Annotated in this window: 12 protein-coding genes; all 12 read right to left on the minus strand. The window is 44.1% G+C overall.

Annotated features, from left to right (window positions below; all coding sequences use genetic code 11):
* Positions 1 to 23 precede the first annotated feature (23 nt).
* Positions 24 to 308, minus strand: coding sequence for a 50S ribosomal protein L37ae (locus tag RSJ42_RS09335; RefSeq protein ID WP_011034538.1), 285 nt, complete (start codon positions 306 to 308; stop codon positions 24 to 26).
* A gap of 162 nt (positions 309 to 470) precedes the next feature.
* Complete coding sequence (gene rrp42 / locus RSJ42_RS09340; RefSeq protein WP_410507032.1) at positions 471 to 1,271, minus strand: exosome complex protein Rrp42; 801 nt, start codon at positions 1,269 to 1,271, stop codon at positions 471 to 473.
* A complete protein-coding gene (rrp41, locus tag RSJ42_RS09345) occupies positions 1,255 to 2,715 on the minus strand; it encodes an exosome complex exonuclease Rrp41 (RefSeq protein WP_410507033.1) in 1,461 nt (486 codons plus the stop codon). The genes rrp42 and rrp41 overlap by 17 nt, the downstream gene beginning before the upstream one ends.
* Before the next feature lie 77 nt (positions 2,716 to 2,792).
* Positions 2,793 to 3,575: an exosome complex RNA-binding protein Rrp4 gene (gene rrp4, locus RSJ42_RS09350; RefSeq protein WP_410507034.1), complete on the minus strand. Its 783-nt coding sequence runs from the start codon at positions 3,573 to 3,575 to the stop codon at positions 2,793 to 2,795.
* Positions 3,576 to 3,586: 11 nt separating this feature from the next.
* Positions 3,587 to 4,279 (minus strand): ribosome assembly factor SBDS, encoded by a 693-nt coding sequence (locus RSJ42_RS09355; protein WP_410507035.1) that lies wholly within the window; start codon positions 4,277 to 4,279, stop codon positions 3,587 to 3,589.
* 76 nt (positions 4,280 to 4,355) lie between these two features.
* Positions 4,356 to 5,105: an archaeal proteasome endopeptidase complex subunit alpha gene (psmA, locus tag RSJ42_RS09360; protein WP_410507036.1), complete on the minus strand. Its 750-nt coding sequence runs from the start codon at positions 5,103 to 5,105 to the stop codon at positions 4,356 to 4,358.
* A gap of 1,523 nt (positions 5,106 to 6,628) precedes the next feature.
* Positions 6,629 to 6,967, minus strand: a complete 339-nt coding sequence (locus RSJ42_RS09365; RefSeq protein WP_410507037.1) for an Rpp14/Pop5 family protein — start codon at positions 6,965 to 6,967, stop codon at positions 6,629 to 6,631.
* Entirely contained in the window at positions 6,964 to 7,683 is a 720-nt protein-coding gene (gene rnp3, locus RSJ42_RS09370; protein WP_410507038.1) for a ribonuclease P protein component 3, read from the minus strand. The genes RSJ42_RS09365 and rnp3 overlap by 4 nt, the downstream gene beginning before the upstream one ends.
* A complete protein-coding gene (locus RSJ42_RS09375) occupies positions 7,676 to 8,119 on the minus strand; it encodes an RNA-binding protein (RefSeq protein ID WP_410507039.1) in 444 nt (147 codons plus the stop codon). Before RSJ42_RS09375 ends, rnp3 begins: the two co-directional genes overlap by 8 nt.
* Positions 8,116 to 8,706: a 50S ribosomal protein L15e gene (locus RSJ42_RS09380; protein ID WP_410507040.1), complete on the minus strand. Its 591-nt coding sequence runs from the start codon at positions 8,704 to 8,706 to the stop codon at positions 8,116 to 8,118. The genes RSJ42_RS09375 and RSJ42_RS09380 overlap by 4 nt, the downstream gene beginning before the upstream one ends.
* A gap of 236 nt (positions 8,707 to 8,942) precedes the next feature.
* On the minus strand, positions 8,943 to 13,034 hold the full coding sequence (locus RSJ42_RS09385; RefSeq protein ID WP_410507041.1) for a PAS domain S-box protein: 4,092 nt from the start codon (positions 13,032 to 13,034) through the stop codon (positions 8,943 to 8,945).
* A gap of 498 nt (positions 13,035 to 13,532) precedes the next feature.
* Positions 13,533 to 15,605 (minus strand): PAS domain S-box protein, encoded by a 2,073-nt coding sequence (locus RSJ42_RS09390; RefSeq protein ID WP_410507042.1) that lies wholly within the window; start codon positions 15,603 to 15,605, stop codon positions 13,533 to 13,535.
* Positions 15,606 to 15,923 lie beyond the last annotated feature (318 nt).

Below are 15,923 nucleotides of genomic sequence, written 5' to 3' on the forward strand. Positions count from 1 at the left end.
CTCACGTACCTGAAAATGTTTGTTTACTTTGCCTCAGCAACGTTCTTCATTGTGCGCAGCAGGGTCTGGCCAACGCTTGTGTAAGGGATGTAGGTCCCGCCTGCGAAGGTGTGTCCGCACTTGCTGCATTTCCAGATTCCGGTTCCAATCCTTCCCACTGTAGGGCGGGCACATTTGGTGCATACATGCGGGGCTCGCATGCGTTCTTCCAGGTCTGCGACAAGCTTTCTGTCTTTTCTCCCGTACCTGGGACCAAACCTGCCTGCAGATCTGGAAATTCTTCCTTTCTTAGTGAACTTTTTTGCCATCGTTAATAACTCCTAAAATGTAATGTTAAGTCAGAAGGGATAAAACCGATCTCTCAGCGGGCTGGTACGCCCTGAGACACGGGTTCTTTTATCACCTTATAGACGTGCACTTAGACCGTAATACAGGCATTTAATATTTATATTTAATTAATCCTGCCCGATTTATTCATTTTTTGCAAGCACTTCAAGGTAGAGCGCTCTGAGTTCTGCTGCCTTTTCAACTGCCATATCTATCGCTTCGAATAGTTCTTCCTCGGTAAGAGGGGCAGGACCCATTTTCTGCATGCCTGCAACTGAGCCGTCCGAACTGGAAACTATAGTCAGTTTTGTCTCGCAAACCGCTTCCTCATCAAGAGAAGGGTCAACCATGAGTTTTGAGCCTATTTTTGCAAGAGTAATGCCAACTGGCATCTCTTTCATTGCAAGGGGCACATTCTCGCCAAGCCCCTGCTGCTCGTTCGGGACTACCGTGGTCATGAGGGCTGCAATTGCAGCGAGGCAGGACGCATCAATAATATTTCCGTCGTCGTTCAGGATATGGACATCTATAAAGGCGATCCAGACGGATTCTCCAACCGTTATGCAGAGCTTCTTTATATCAATTGCGCCTGATTCTCTGATTCCTCTGTCAACAACCCTTGCCATTTCAATTGCTTCTTCTCTCGGAGGCCCTGGCTCAAACTCAGGGGAAGCTATAGGATTAAGTTCAAGGTTTGTGATTATCACACCCTCATCCTGGGAATCCGGGAACGGGGTTCCGGTCTGAAGCTTCACGCCAACTAGAACCTGTGTATTCCCCAGGGTAACCTTTGCAGAACCTTCAGCTTTGGAGATAACATTTGTTTCTACCTTGAGATCCCTGAAATCTTTAAACCCGCGCCCATCCTGGCGCTTTTCTTTGATCATCAGGTTGTAAATATAATCCTTCTTAAGTGTGGCTATGATTTCACTCATCTTTTTCACCTCTGGTTCCGGCTTCAGAGGGATCTTTTACTACCTTCCAGGGACCTTCGGATTTTTCTTCTTCAGGCTCTTCTTCAGCTTCTTCTGCTTCAGTGGAAGTTTCCTCTACCTCAACCTCGGGCTCAGCCTCTGCTTCAGGTTCTACAGTTTCTTCTTCTGAAGCGGCAGTTTCCTCGATTTCAGCTTCCTCTTCTTCAGGCTCTTCTTCGGAAAGTTCCTCAGCTTCAAGCTCCATTTCCTCTTCGGCTTCTTCGGAAGCAGTTTCTCTCTCGAGCCTGGCTTCGATTTCGTCAAATTCTTTCAGTTCGGGAGCAGCTTCAAAAGATGCCTCAAATTCAGCCTCTTCTTCAAGAGTTTCCTCTTCAAACTCCTCTTCTTCGAGTTCTTCTTCCTCGAGCTCCTCTCCGAGATCTTCCTCTAAATCTTCTTCCAGGTCTTCTTCGGGTTCAGCTTCTTCCTCAAGGGCTTCTTCCTCAAGGGCTTCCTCTTCTTCGGTTTCGAGCCCTTCTTCAATATCTTCTTCAGGCTCTTCTTCAAAGTCAGGGATTACCTCACTTGCAAGGACTTCGGCTTCAACAACTTCCTCCAGCATTTCCGGGCCAAGCTCTTCGGCTGCCTCAAGAGCCTCTCCTACAATAACTGCTGCTTCAGGGGCAGCAAGTACCGGCTCTTCTTCGGTTACGGCTTCCTTTTCACCGGCCGGCTCTTCAGAAACCTCTTCGACAGGTGTTTCGAACTTCTTTCTCAGGACTGCCTGCTGGATTGCAAGGATCTCCTTGCAGCCTTTCTTTACGAGTTCCAGGCCTTTCTTAATTTCTTCAGGGGTAAGGTTTCCGTCCATCTGGACAAGGGTAATCTCTCCGTCCTGGGTCATTGCTACAGGGAAATCAGCTTCTCCATAGTTATCCTCTTCCTTGTTAAGGTCGAGGACAATCTGCCCGTCAACTTTCCCGAAAGCACAGGAAGTGATGAGTCCCTTCATAGGAATCCCGGCATCTGCAAGGGCTACACTTGAAGCATTGATTGCTGCTGTCCTTGTTCCTGCATCTGCCTGAAGCACTTCAACAAAAATATCGATTGCTGTTTTAGGAAACATCTCAGCCATTATCACAGGCTCGAAGGCTTCCCTGGAAACCTTTGAAATTTCAATACTCCGCCTGCTTGGCCCCGGACGGGCACGGTCTTCCACGGAGAATGATGCCATATTGTACCTATAACGGATAACTGCCGAATCTGCGCGCTGGCTGCGGCGGGGGTGAGCTTCCCTGGGACCAAAAACGCCTACCAGGATCTTGTTCCTACCCCATTCAAGATAACATGAACCGTCGGCTCTCGAAAGTACACCGATCTCAATTTTCATGGGCCTTATCTCATCCGCACGCCTCCCGTCAAGGCGCAGCCCATCGTCAGTGATTAACGTTAAATTCTCAGGTTTACTACTCATACTTAAATCTCCAAACAACTCCTAAACCAGATACTCTAGAGAAACTTACCTAAAATTCTTCTGACTCTATCCGGAACTCAATTCTTGGGGTCCAGCAGTACATCGATCTTCCGGTATATATCTTCGGAATGATCTTCCTTTGCCACATTCACACCTTTCTTCTCATTTTTAAAAAATTTAACGGGCTTGGACTCTTTCTGTTTCATCCGTTCATTTTTCAAAAAATTGTAGATCCGGTCTGTCAACCCGGAACGCTGGGCTTCAGCTTCTATTTTCCGGAGAGCCTTACTCAAAAGCTCTATATCGTCATCCTTCCCATCGATCCATATTCTGCCGTTCTGGCCTACAAAAATGCTGCAGTTTGTCTCTTTCTTCAGCATTGAGATCATGGAACCGCCGTGTCCTATTACACGGGGAACTTTCACAGGCTCAACTTCAACAATCTGGCCTGTTCTGAGTTTATGAAGGTTCGGGTCTCTCAGGGCAAGCTCGATTTTCATGGAGCTGTCCACATCCCTTACCCTGAGAATAACAGAGTCGCCTACGTCCAGAATTTCAGGCATTTCTCGGGATTCGACTCTTCTCGGATACTCGGACACATGAAGCAGACCGTCATAAGGAGCTGCAATATCCAGTATCCAGTTGGATGGAGTAACCACAATAACGATCCCTATCACCACATCATTCACTGAGGGGATATACGCTCCCGCAAGTGGGATCACTCCAACTTTATCTTCTTTGAGGCTTTCAATGCCGCAAAGCGAAGAATAGATCTTGTCGTTCTTGACATACGTCCCGTATCCGGACTTTTTCACGTCCTCGGATAACAGGTCACCAGGGATCACTATTTTTTTATCCATCCAACATCCTCTTATAAAAGTTTAGTCTGAGCCTCTCCCTTCGTGAGATGATTTATAAGAGCGTAAAAATCAGTCTGAATTCCCGCAGGAATCCTTACAACTGCAATCCATGAGCCGTCACGCTGCCATTCTTCTTTTGTAATGGTTCCGGCTTTGGAAATATCTCCGTATGCCTTGGGGGCATATTCGGGAGGGATTTTTACAGCAATATTAATTTCTTCAAAGCGTATAGGGATAAGCGGGCGAATGGCTTTCATCGTAATGGCTACCAGCTGATCCACGCTTTTTAAGGGGTCTATATGCACCTTTGCCTCTTCCATCGCTCTTTCGATTCTTGCGGGAGGGTGGGGCGCTCTAGTCTGAGGGTTTATAGCATTTCTGGAAATGGTATAGATAACCTTTTTCTTTTTCTCTTCAAGCATTCGCTTTCTTTGTTCAGCGGTAAGCTGAAGCTCTCCGCTCTTCAGAATTACGGCAGCAATCTGGAAGGGGTCAGTTGTCTCAAAAGAGCTGATAATATCGGACTCTGCAGCCCGGTCCCCTCGGTTTGCATCTTCGAAGATAGTTTCAACTGCCAGAATGTCTTCGAGGTTTACTTCTTCACCTCGCTTATAGGCCAGAGCCCCTTCGGGCTCGACCAGGACTTCGAAATGTTTGCTGCCTCTTTTAAGCCGGGCAGTCACTGCCTCGTCCAGGGACACCATTTTCGAATACCTTCTCTAAAACATAAAGTTTGAGAATCAGATCTCTGACTACTCATTCTCTAAATGTTTATAGATCTTATTCTTTGTTTTCTGCTCCCTTGTGTTTCTCAAGGATCTGCTGAACATAGCTCTCAACTTCTTCAGGGCTTAATTTCCTGAATTTCTTATCCTGAAGGGACACAACGCCCACCTCAAGGGTTCCGGCATCGAACTTACCTTCAGCAGCTTTATAGAGCGCATCCATACCAAGGAGGATAGCAGCATTAATATTCATATCTTCCCTGTAGTCTGCTTCAAAAACCTCAACAACTGCATTTCTGCCTGCACCTATGGCCGTTGCCTTGTACTCAAGGAGAGCCCCGCTCGGGTCAGTCTCAAAGAGCCTTGGCTTGTTGTCGTCCACGCCTGCAATCAGGAGTGCAGTTCCGTACGGGCGAACTCCTCCGTACTGGGTGTATGTCTGCTTGTGGTCACAGATTTTTTTGGAGATAACCTCAACACCTATGAGTTCGTCATATGAAACCCTGTTTACCTGGGCTTCTACACGGGCTCTGTCAACAAGAGAGCGGGCATCTGCCACAAGCCCTGAGGTTGCGGCTCCTATATGGTCGTCAATCTGGAATATCTTTTCGATTGATTCGGCTTCTACAAGCCTGCTTGTTATCCGCTTGTCAACCAGCAGCACTACCCCATCGGCTGCTTTGATTCCCACGGCTGTTGTTCCCCTTTTGACCGCTTCGCGGGCATATTCTACCTGGAAAAGTCTTCCGTCAGGGCTAAAAACCGTAATTGCCCTGTCATAACCCATCTGTGGTGCCATCTGCATATTCCGTATCTCCTTGCCTTAATTTATTATTCCATATTGTTTTAATTCTTCCCGGCCAGAAACCGGTCACTTTTCCTCAGGGATCTCAAATCCGCAGAATTTTGAGCTAAACCACCGCATGCCCAAAAAAGGCTTTGGTTGTAAGCATTATATCTAAACGGATTTCCTGAAAGCTCAGGACAGAAAGCCCCATACCCATTGTTCAGGTAAGGAAACCGATTTTTGATTCCCTATAACGTATTTCTTCCTTATTAGAGTTTTTAGCATTTTATGCGAGACTTCTGATCCTGAACCGATTTTTGGACGAAACCAGCGGAAAAATACCCCGGTTACAGGGAGTTTAAAGGCACTTCTACTCTGTAAATTACATTTTCCAGGTACAACCTGGATTCACGTACTTCGATTTATATTACAGACTTTACAGAGTCTGAAAGTCCATTCCAATGTTAACTATGTCCGTAAATAAAGTGTATTTACTCAGTTATAATGCTTATGAGAGTCCGGGGCTTTTCTGGCGTTTAATGCCAGATTCGAAACCTGTAAGGAAGAATTTCCCCTGCAATCCCTCTAAACCGAAATTCTGGAATGTCTCAGATCCATACCCTGGGCCTCTTATGCACAAACTACTATGAGTTCCTGCACAGCAGCTCTTCTGTCAATCAGTTCTGCCAATCAATATTATACTTAGTTACACTAATACTCATTCATTGTAGTATATATTAGACAGCTTAAACGACAATTTCTGCAGTTTTCAACCCGTATGAATTTCAGTCTGAAATTATTTTGAACTAAATACATTAAAGAACTATTTAAAATAATTACATTAAATGATTATTTTAAATAATTACATCAAATGATTATACCCGGTACTGACTGATTATTAGTGGCTGATCAGTACTGGCTGGTCAGTACTGGCGGGCTGATTATTACTTGCTAATAATTATACTGCGGATTTCTTTTACTGCTTAAGGCAGATCTCCGGGTCTTATTTAATATAAACAAGATCGGATATAAGCAAGGCAGCATATAAACCCTATGAGTCATTTTATGCTCATCGTATGTAAAGAATACATAGTATTGTTTTTAAATTAAGATTTAAGCAGGATAGTGCAGGTTCAGCTTTTAAATAAATAGTGTTATGCCAGACAGTCTCCGCATAAACCCACTTATATGTGTCGAATAACTGCAGAATAAACCAGTGTAATATTACTGTAATTATTACTGTGATATCAATGTAATATTACTGTTATATTACTGTAATATCAATTTAATTCAATGTAACAATCAGTATAGAACTGAGAGTTCCAAACCCGGATTTAAACTATAATCTAACACCTGAGTTTAAACCAGGGCTTCGACACCCGGTAATTTCTGGAACCTTTATTTTGCTTTACGGGTTATGAACCAGCTCCTGGAGCCTTGTTATTTTCAGAATCTTAACTGCTCCGAAAACCTGACTAAGATTTCAGGAGCTGAATTAGCCTTCATCCTGCAACTGGATTACTCTTTATCCTGCAACTGGATTAGCCTTCATCCTGCAGAAACTTTTCCGTAGCCCTTTTAACAGTACCTGAAGTCCCCAGGACATGAAGAGTAGCCCTTTTTCCGTTAATCCGTGTCAGAGCAGCAATAGAGGCTCTTGTTTCCTTAACCTTTGTGTGAGAGCACTGGATAATTCCTTTTCCGTTTTCAAATCCCAGCACCTTAATATCACAGTCACTGGTTGTAATGTCTCCGAGCAAAAAGGACGCAGAAGACATAACCTCTTTAACAATGTCACTTCTGCTCGCAGGTTCTTCCGAGATCAGCTCAAAAGCGAGATAGCGCTTTTTGGCGCGGAGTGAAGGGAGCAGGCGCTTCAAAATATATCCTCCCCTTCAAGGACTTCAATCCCTTCCCTTACATATCCCGGACCGGGGCGGTTCTTTTTTATGATTTTTTCCGGGACAGTGCTTATGGCATCAAGCGCCTCGCTTTCTTCAAGCCCGCAGACTTCAGCAAAAGCAAGGACTTCCATTGGGGAGCGCAGGTCATAACAGGACACAGCATCACTGCACAGTACAAGAGAGACATCATATTTTCTGACAAGCTCAAGGTTCGCCTTAAGGTCAGACAGCATACGGATGCGCCTTGAACCCCGGGAATGTAAAAGAGGCCTCAGGGTTATGCCTATTGCAACGTTGTTTTCTGCGGCCGATTTTGCCAGCACCTGGTTCAACCCGCTGCTCCTGTCAAACGCAGGATGGTTAAGAATATCCACCCTGGAATTTTCAAGCGCAGCCCTGTTGACTGCTTCGGAGCCTCCGTGCACGATCAGGACATCAGTTGAGTTCCTGAATTTTCCAATCAAATTGTGCAGTTTTGAAGGGTTTTCTTCCACAACCTCAATTCCCCTGAAAACCTCAAATCCTTCTAATGAAGGCAGAACCGGTTTTTTATCTGGGAGTTTATCGGAATGGTTGGCAAGGGCAATCCCGCTGTACCCGAAATGCCGGGCAAGATGAGCCAGTTCTTCTATAGTATTGTCCCCATCCGGAGCTGCATGAACGCAAAAATCATAAAATTTCGGTTTACCCAAATAATTCCTCCACTATGGCTCCGGCTTTTTCCCTGTTCTTCGGATAGGTCTCAATCTTGACCTTTGCAATGATAGCATCCGAAGAGTTAGTCAGTTTTACCTGCTGCAGGTATGCAGCCTGCTTGTCGAAGCGGAGGTGAAAAACCATATCATCGTCCAGCCTTTCAGGCATTTCTTCCCTGAGCATATCCACATCTTCTTCCGAAAAGTTTCCGCGGACAAAATGAGCAAAGTTCAGGCAGTCTGCCTTTCTCTTAAGCTGCACGCTAAGAATAGTAATAGGATTTCCGTGGTGCCCTTCAGCCTGGAGCTCTTCTATAAGTTTACTCCCTTCCTTTACGCCGGCACCGGATAAAAAAAAATCCAGAGCCTCGCGGACTCTGGATGTGTCTTCGGTTGCGTGGGCGATCACACGCATTGTTATGTGGTGAATCACTTGCCTCGACTCTTGTGCGCACGGATGCTCGGCCTGGTCTTTTCAGTACCCTTGCCGCGCGTGGACATGCCTCTGCCTTTCCGGCCTGCACTGGTCTTGCCCCTTGTGGCCCTGCCCCTGATGGACGGGTCGCAGACCCAGTTCAGGTTCTTGTCACTCTTTATTACAGGGTGGTGCGGGTCTACAAGGATGACTTCAAACCACTTGTGTTTTCCGTCTTCTCCTACCCAGTAGGAGTTAAGGACCTCAAGGTTCGGGTACTTTCGGTCGGCACGGGCTTCAGCGATTCTCTGGATGCTCATCCCGCCTGAGACCTTGTTCTTCCCCATCTTCTGGGTCCTTCTTCCACGGTTAGGCCTTACATGACCAAGCCCTCCGCGGCGTACATTTACCCTGACGACAACAATGCCCTGCTTGGCTTTATATCCAAGGGAGCGTGCTCTGTCGATTCTTGTGGGCCTTTCAATTCTGGTCACGGATCCCTGCTTTCTCCAGACCTGCAAACGCTCCCAGCGGAGTTCGTTCACATAGGTCTCATCAGGGTTTTTCCATGCATCACGTACGTATCCGTAAAAAGATTTTACCAATTTAAACACCAAGTTTCACTTATGTTTCACGGTTCAGCCCTGCCAGCAGGACCACATCCCAACGGGACCTAATCCCGAAAATGAAACATGCGATACAACTGAATCATTCGATTTAAAGCTTTGCCCAATCAAAGGCTCTCTAGAAGAAAAGAGAAGAAAAAAAGAGAGAATAGCAGGAAAATAGGAAAAAGAAGAAAAAGAAGAAAAAAGTGTGCCTTCTTAAAGTAGCAGTTATCTCACGTTTCGAGATCACTAAATAATATTGTGAATTTTGCTCCCTGGTCTCTCTCAAGTTCTATGCATCCGTCTATTTGTTCAACAAGAATGTTTACCAGCTGGAGTCCAAGAGAATTCGAACTCTCAATATTCACCCCTTCGGGAACACCTTTTCCATTATCCGATACTGTGAGTATATATTGGAAACCGTTTCTTTGCATACATTCCTTTTCTGAAGCTAGAATCCCGCTCCTGGCAGCAGATTCATCGGCTTTTTGAAGGCTTATCCGGATTTCTCCTTTTCCTCCAGCAGGGATGGCATGTTTAAAAGAGTTTGAGACCAGTTCGTTTACAACTATTCCAAGAGGAATTGCAGTATCCATGCTGAGATCCACCTGCTCAAGGTCAAGCTTGAAACTGATATATTTATTTCCCGGGTTATACGAACTGAAGAGCTCTTCGGTTAACTTTCTCAGGTAAGCCGAAAAGTCAAGGGTATCAATTTTATCACCTTTATACAGCTCCTCGTGAATAAGAGCCATGGAAACTACTCGATTCTGGCTTTCCACAAAAGCCTCGACAACCTCAGGAGTCTTGCAAACCTCAAGTTTAGAGAATGTTTCTGCCTGCAGGTCAAGTAAGGACGAAATCACCTGCAAATTATTCTTAATCCTGTGATGGATTTCTTTTATGCGGATTTTCTCCGTTTTTGCCAGGGCTTCTTCAGCCTCTTTCCTCCCGGTAATGTCATATATTGCACCCTGATACCTATCCGGAGTCCTATCATTTCCAGGAATCTTCTGATAGATTTCATGCACCCATTTTATTTTCCCATCCCTGTGAATTATCCGGAAATCGATTTCTCCAGAAGCTCTATATGGAGAATCCCGGACCTTTTCCTCTTCTTTGTAGATGTGGGGCAGGTCTTCTGGATGAATAATATCCTTCCAGCGCTGTTTGGACATGAATTCTTCTTCACTGTATCCTGTAATCTCTTCAACAGTCCCGTGCATGAAGACCGGAACGAAACTCTCATCTGCCTGAAAAGCAATTCCCTTAAAGTTTTCTATGAATGAGCGGTATTTTTCTTCGCTTGATCTGAGTTTATCTTCAACCCTTTTACGCTCTGTGATGTCCTGAATTGTTCCTCTAATCGGAAAAGGAGTACTTTTTGCATCAGGGATAGCTTCACCCTGCGCATGTACCACACGCTCTTCTCCTCCAGTTAAAATTATTCTGAAATCGATGCTATAGGACTCTCCACCCAACGCTTTTTTAATAACTTTATTCAGGTATACCTGATCATCAGGATGTACATAACTTAAAAATTTGCTGAAATTCATTTCAAGCTCTTGTGGCTTAAGTCCAAAGATCCGATAAGCTTCATCAGACAGGTATATTCTATTAGTTAGACCGTCCCAGTTCCAGTTTCCAAGACGTGCCATTCTCTGGGCTTCAGCAAGATTCTTTTCGTTCTCTTCCAGCGATTTATAAGCTTTTTCAAGCTGCATTGTTCGTTCTTTAACTTTTTCTTCCAGATTGTCCAGAGTTTCTTTCAACTTAGCTTCTGCTTCTTTCCGTGCGGTAATATCGGTGAGCAGGCTCATAGAGCCTGTGAATTTGCCAGCTTTATCAAAGAGGGCTTTGGAACTTACGATTACCCATAAAGGCGAGCCATCTTTACGTATAAATTTAAACTCATACCTTTCATCTATACCTTCCCGTCTCCTTCCAATATTCTTTTTGACAACTGGCTTTTCGTCCTCATCTGCAAAGTCCCAGGCAAATTTGCCAGTCATCTCCTCCTGAGTATATCCCAGCATCTCAGTCAATCTTTTATTAACGTAAACTGTCCTGGCTTCAGTATCACCAATCCATATACCTTCACTGGCTGTCTCTACAATATTCCGGTAATTTTCCTCGCTTTCCTGCAGCTCTTTCTCAGTTTGTTTGAGCCTCGTGATGTCCAGATTAATTCCAACAGCTCCAATTAGATGACCCTGGCTGTCTTTAATCGGTACCGCAGAAACAAGGACCACTCCTTCGATGCCATTCAAGCGACGAATGCGCAGTTCAACAGGCTCAACAGGCTGCCCTGTTAGCAGTGCTCTGGCTACAGGATATTCCTCCGGTGCCAGCAGTTTGCCGTTATCAGCATGCCAGGCGGTATACTCTGCATAGTCGTCAATACTCTCTAAAAGCGGAGCATCACCAGCCCAGATACGATCAGCTTCCCTGTTTTTCCCGGTGAGATGACCACTCCGGTCCGCAATCCATACCCCCACAGGCAGATTCTCCAGAATGGCTGCCAGCCGAGCCCTTTCAACCTCTATAGATTGTGCCAGCTCCCGCTGCTGGCGCTCACTTTCCTGCAGCTCTTTTTCCATCTGTTTGCGTTCAGTGACATCACGAGTGTAAGAGAGTATGCTGATTATCTGCCCGTTTGCATCATAGCGCGGCTCATAGATAGCTTCAAAACATCGCGTTTCACCGCCAGGGGATAGCTGCAGGAGATCCTGTTCACGCATTCCGGTCTCAAGCACCCGCCGCTTAATTTCCTCAAGCTGCTGTGCCTGGTCCGGCGGCACCAGGTCAGAATCTGTTTTGCCTATCACATCCGGTACGGATAATGGGTGTCCAGGGTTGTATATCCAGATATAACGCAAATCACGGTCCTGCTCGAAAATGATATCCGGGGAGTTTGCAACTATGACCTTTAACCGTGATTCTCTCTCGCGTAGCGCGTCTTCAGCCTGTTTTCTCGCTGTTATGTCCCTGAATGTTGCTGCAACCTTCCCTCTTTCAGGACTGAAGACACGGGTATCAAAGTACTTGCCTGTTATCTGGCTAAAGATCTCAAATTGCGCTGGCCTGCCTGAGAGTGCCACTTCGCCCAGCTTTTTGATCATTATGGGGTTAACATCGGGCACTACCTCAAGGATAGATTTGCCCAGTACATGCTCTTTTTTTAAGCCTGTACTGCGCTCATAAACAGGGTTTATCTCAAGATAACGGTAGTCATATGGCTTACCGTCCTCATCAAAGATCACTTCTGCGAGTACGAAACCCTCGGTCATGTTTGTGAAGAGAGTGCGGTAGCGTTCTTCACTTTTTCGAATAGTCTCTTGAGCGCGCTTGTTCTCTGTTATGTCTCTGACAATCATACTCGTTTTTATAGTTCCATCCGCGTCTGTAAAAATGTTAGAGGCAACATTACATACGAAAGTTGATCCGTCTTTTCGTCTGCATGTTAGCTCTGCATTCATCCGGCCGGTTAGATCCCTTTCCTCAAGTGCAGCCTCAAGTTTCTCGTCCTTGACTACAAGACCTTCTCTACCCACTTTTATGATCTCATTTTCAGTCATGCCGAAGAGGCTGCATGCTTGAGGGTTTGCAGAAAGAACAGTACCGTCAGGCATGGTTAGCATAATACCGTCAAGGCTGTTTTCATACAGAGATCTGTACCGTGCTTCGCTCTCCTGAAGCGACTTCCTGACATCTTCGCACTCATCAATACATTTTCTTCCGGAGTTTTCAGTTATCTCCCATTCTCCGTTCTTTCTGGACAAAATAAACTGATGACTTGTAGCGATTTCAATTATGTCGGTCGCACTGCATGTATCAAGAGAATAAATGCATAGAGCTATTACCGGATATCTGCCTGTAACGGAATCAAGCTTTCTTTCATAATTAACCAGATCTTTCCTGCTTTCTTTTCCTAGCTGGCAAATATTCTCAACGAATCTCAAGCCATCGTAGCCACTGGCAAGAGACTTATTGACTTTTTCTACCAGATTATTTAAGGCTCTCTGTGGATTAAAAATACCTTCTTTCAGATACCAGTCATCACAGGGAACAATTTCAATTTGTCCTTTTTCCAGATGCGTCTCTAAATCAGGGACAGCTTTTATGAGGGCTTTTTTTGCCTCTTCTACTTCCAGGAACTGCGGTGTGATCCAGACGCATAGCTCGTTATTTTCCAGCCCTGCTTTTAAATAAGGAATAAGTATATCCATTAAGTCTTCTTTTGTCCGGTAAAACTGACAGATGTGCGCGCCCCATGACACATTTCCAATGGTATCTATTCCAGAATTTCTACTATTATTTTTCATTGCCTGTCCCCGATTTAAAAAGTAAAGTCAAAGTACTTTCATTCAAGATTCCCGGCTATGCAATATGGATCACTATAATTCAATATCAGCCTGGCCCACTCCTCCTGAATGTACAAAAACTTATAATAGTTTTCAACCGTCTCAGGAAAGCATATACGAATCTCTCTTCCGACAAACCAGAGCCGGTAGAAAACTTTTGTTCACATCAGGGTGATTAATTGATTTTTGGATAACTAATGTATTATATTAATTTCATATTAATTTATATTAATTTATATTAATTCCATATTAATCTCAAACATTAATCTCAAACATTAATCTCAAAAGCCCGGTTATTGTATTAGCAGAAATTCTAGATTATTTAGATTAATAATGTTCTGCGAATACCAATTTATATCATAAAAATGTTTTATGAATGGTTATTGTATATACGTACTATTTTATAATAATTTACTCGATATAAAAGACTGAAAATATTTTGTCCGAATATCGGCTGGTTTATATTTCTATATTTTTAAACCGGATAGTGAATTTTGTTCCATGGTCTCTTTCAAGCTCTATATAGCCGTCTATCTGCTCAACAAGAATATTTACCAGCTGAAGCCCAAGGGAATCAGAGTTTTTAAAATCTATTTCTTCAGGGATTCCTTTTCCGTTATCCAGTACTTCCAGTATGTAATGGAAATCATTTTTTCCTGTATTATGCCTGTTTTGACAGGAAATATCACTTTTAAGGGTAAAATCTTCGGCTCTGAGAAGTTTTATGCGGATTTCGCCTTCCCGTCTTTCAGGAAAAGCGTGCTTAAAGGAGTTTGAAACCAGCTCATTTACAATAATCCCAAGAGGAATTGCAGTATCCATGCTGAGATAGACCTGCTCAAGGTCCAGCTTGAAACTGATATTCTTTTTTCCTGGATTGTATGAAATAAAAAGTTCTGCGGTTAGTTTCCTTAAATAGGCTGAGAAGTCAAGTTCATCAATTTTGTCTCCAGAATATAACTCTTCGTGAATGAGAGCCATGGAAACTACGCGACTCTGGCTTTCCATGAAAGCTTCGACAACGTCTGGAGTCTTGCAAGTTTCAAGGTGAGAGAATGTTTCTGCCTGAAGGTCCAGCAAGGAAGAGATCACCTGCAGATTATTCTTAATCCTGTGGTGAATTTCCTTTATACGGGTTTTTTCCATTTTTTGAAGGGTTTCTTCAGCCTTTTTCCTTTCAGTAATATCCTGAACTATTCCTTTTATCCGAACTGGAATATTTGTCTCATCAAATATGACTTCAGACTGCATGTGGACTATGCGTTCTTCCCCATCAGCCCTTATTATTCTATAATCAATACTGTAGGGCTTTCCTTTCATGGCTTTCGCAGCAGTATTATATACATATTCTCGATCGCCGGGATGTATATAACTTAAAAATTCCCTATAAGTTGGATGCGGTTCCTGAAGACTGCGTCCAAAAATACGGTGCAGCTCATCAGACCAGTATGATTTGTCAGTCGCAATCTCCCATTCCCAGTTCCCGACATGAGCCATCTCTTGAGCTTCAGCAAGTCTTATTTCGCTTTCCTTCAAGGAATTGTAAGCCTTTTCAAGCTCTGTTGTGCGCTCTCTAACCAGTCTCTCTAAATTGTCTAGAGTCTCTTTTAATTTTGTCTCTGCTTCCTTTCGTCCGGTAATATTGATAAATGAGCCCACGCTGCCGCGCACACACCCATTTACATCATGGAGCGGGCTTGCTGAAGCTAGAATGGCCCGCCATTTTCCACCAGGCAGCAGCACATCTATCTCCATATCGCGTATGTCTGTATTTTTTAAGGCGGCTTGCTGCAGAGGTAATTCACTGGCTGTCAGTTCGCGACCTTTATAAAAGAAGCGTATCCACTCTGTAAGTTTAGCTGAGATATTTTCTCCTGCTCTGGCATTGAAAAGTTCGTTTGCCATTCGGTTCCCTGTAATATTACTGCATTCCGGGTCATGACCGATCAATATGGCTACCGGCGCTACCTCCATCATTGTTTCCATTTCTTCGGCTCGCTGGCGAGTCTTTTCTTCAAGCTGCTTGCGCTCGGTAATATCTCTAAGAATGAGTGCTAATTTCCCTTTCTCAGGACTGAAAACATAAATATTCAGATATTTATCAGCCACCTGGCTAAAGATCTCAAAATGAACCGGCTGCCCTGAAACCGCCACCTCATGGTACTTTTCAAGAGCTTTGGGGCTTACGTTTGGGAATACCTCCAGCATAGTCCTGCCTAACATCTGTTCCTTTCCTGTGCCCAGATACTTGCTAAAGGCAGGATTTATCTCAAGGTATCTATAATCCGAAGGCTTGCCATCGTCATTATAGATTACTTCTACGAGGCCGAAACCATCGGTCATATGCGTGAAAAGCGTCCTGTAATGTTTCTCACTCTTCTGCAACGCTTTTTCTGCCTGATCTGACTCAGCGGTCTTCCCTTTCAGGAGTTTTTTATTTGTCCCCATTTTACTTCTTTCCTTGTAATACGAATTGATGAATTGGATAATCCCCATAATACCGGTTGCATTAAGTGTATCCAGGAGAATCATGCTCCCAGACTTTCATAACCGGTTGCGGTATATAACAAATCTTTTTGCTTTACAGCTCCTGTAAAATGGATTCCCATATTATTTTTCCAGCAATTTCAACACCTGAAACTCAAATATTACTTTGCATTTTCTTCTCAGATGTTAGAATGTAAAACTAAGGGCCTGGATCCTGTTTAAAGTACTCTGTGTCAACGGTGCTGTTTTATCCGGGCTTCAGATTTGTTCGACCTGATTCCAAAAGTATCCGTGTAGAAATAAGTGTTATTGTCAAATAATATATAATTGAGTGCTTATCAAAATATGAATGTAACTTTTGAC

This window comes from Methanosarcina hadiensis (genome assembly GCF_046529725.1).
Lineage (GTDB): Archaea > Halobacteriota > Methanosarcinia > Methanosarcinales > Methanosarcinaceae > Methanosarcina > Methanosarcina hadiensis.

Excerpts from the sequence above, each read along its gene's own strand:
- rrp41 (WP_410507033.1), bottom strand. The coding sequence starts at position 2,715 with ATGAGTAGTAAACCTGAGAATTTAACGTTAATCACTGACGATGGGCTG.
- RSJ42_RS09385 (WP_410507041.1), bottom strand. The coding sequence starts at position 13,034 with ATGAAAAATAATAGTAGAAATTCTGGAATAGATACCATTGGAAATGTG.
- rrp4 (WP_410507034.1), bottom strand. The coding sequence starts at position 3,575 with ATGGATAAAAAAATAGTGATCCCTGGTGACCTGTTATCCGAGGACGTG.
- psmA (WP_410507036.1), bottom strand. The coding sequence starts at position 5,105 with ATGCAGATGGCACCACAGATGGGTTATGACAGGGCAATTACGGTTTTT.
- RSJ42_RS09390 (WP_410507042.1), bottom strand. The coding sequence starts at position 15,605 with ATGATTCTCCTGGATACACTTAATGCAACCGGTATTATGGGGATTATC.
- RSJ42_RS09355 (WP_410507035.1), bottom strand. The coding sequence starts at position 4,279 with ATGGTGTCCCTGGACGAGGCAGTGACTGCCCGGCTTAAAAGAGGCAGC.
- RSJ42_RS09335 (WP_011034538.1), bottom strand. The coding sequence starts at position 308 with ATGGCAAAAAAGTTCACTAAGAAAGGAAGAATTTCCAGATCTGCAGGC.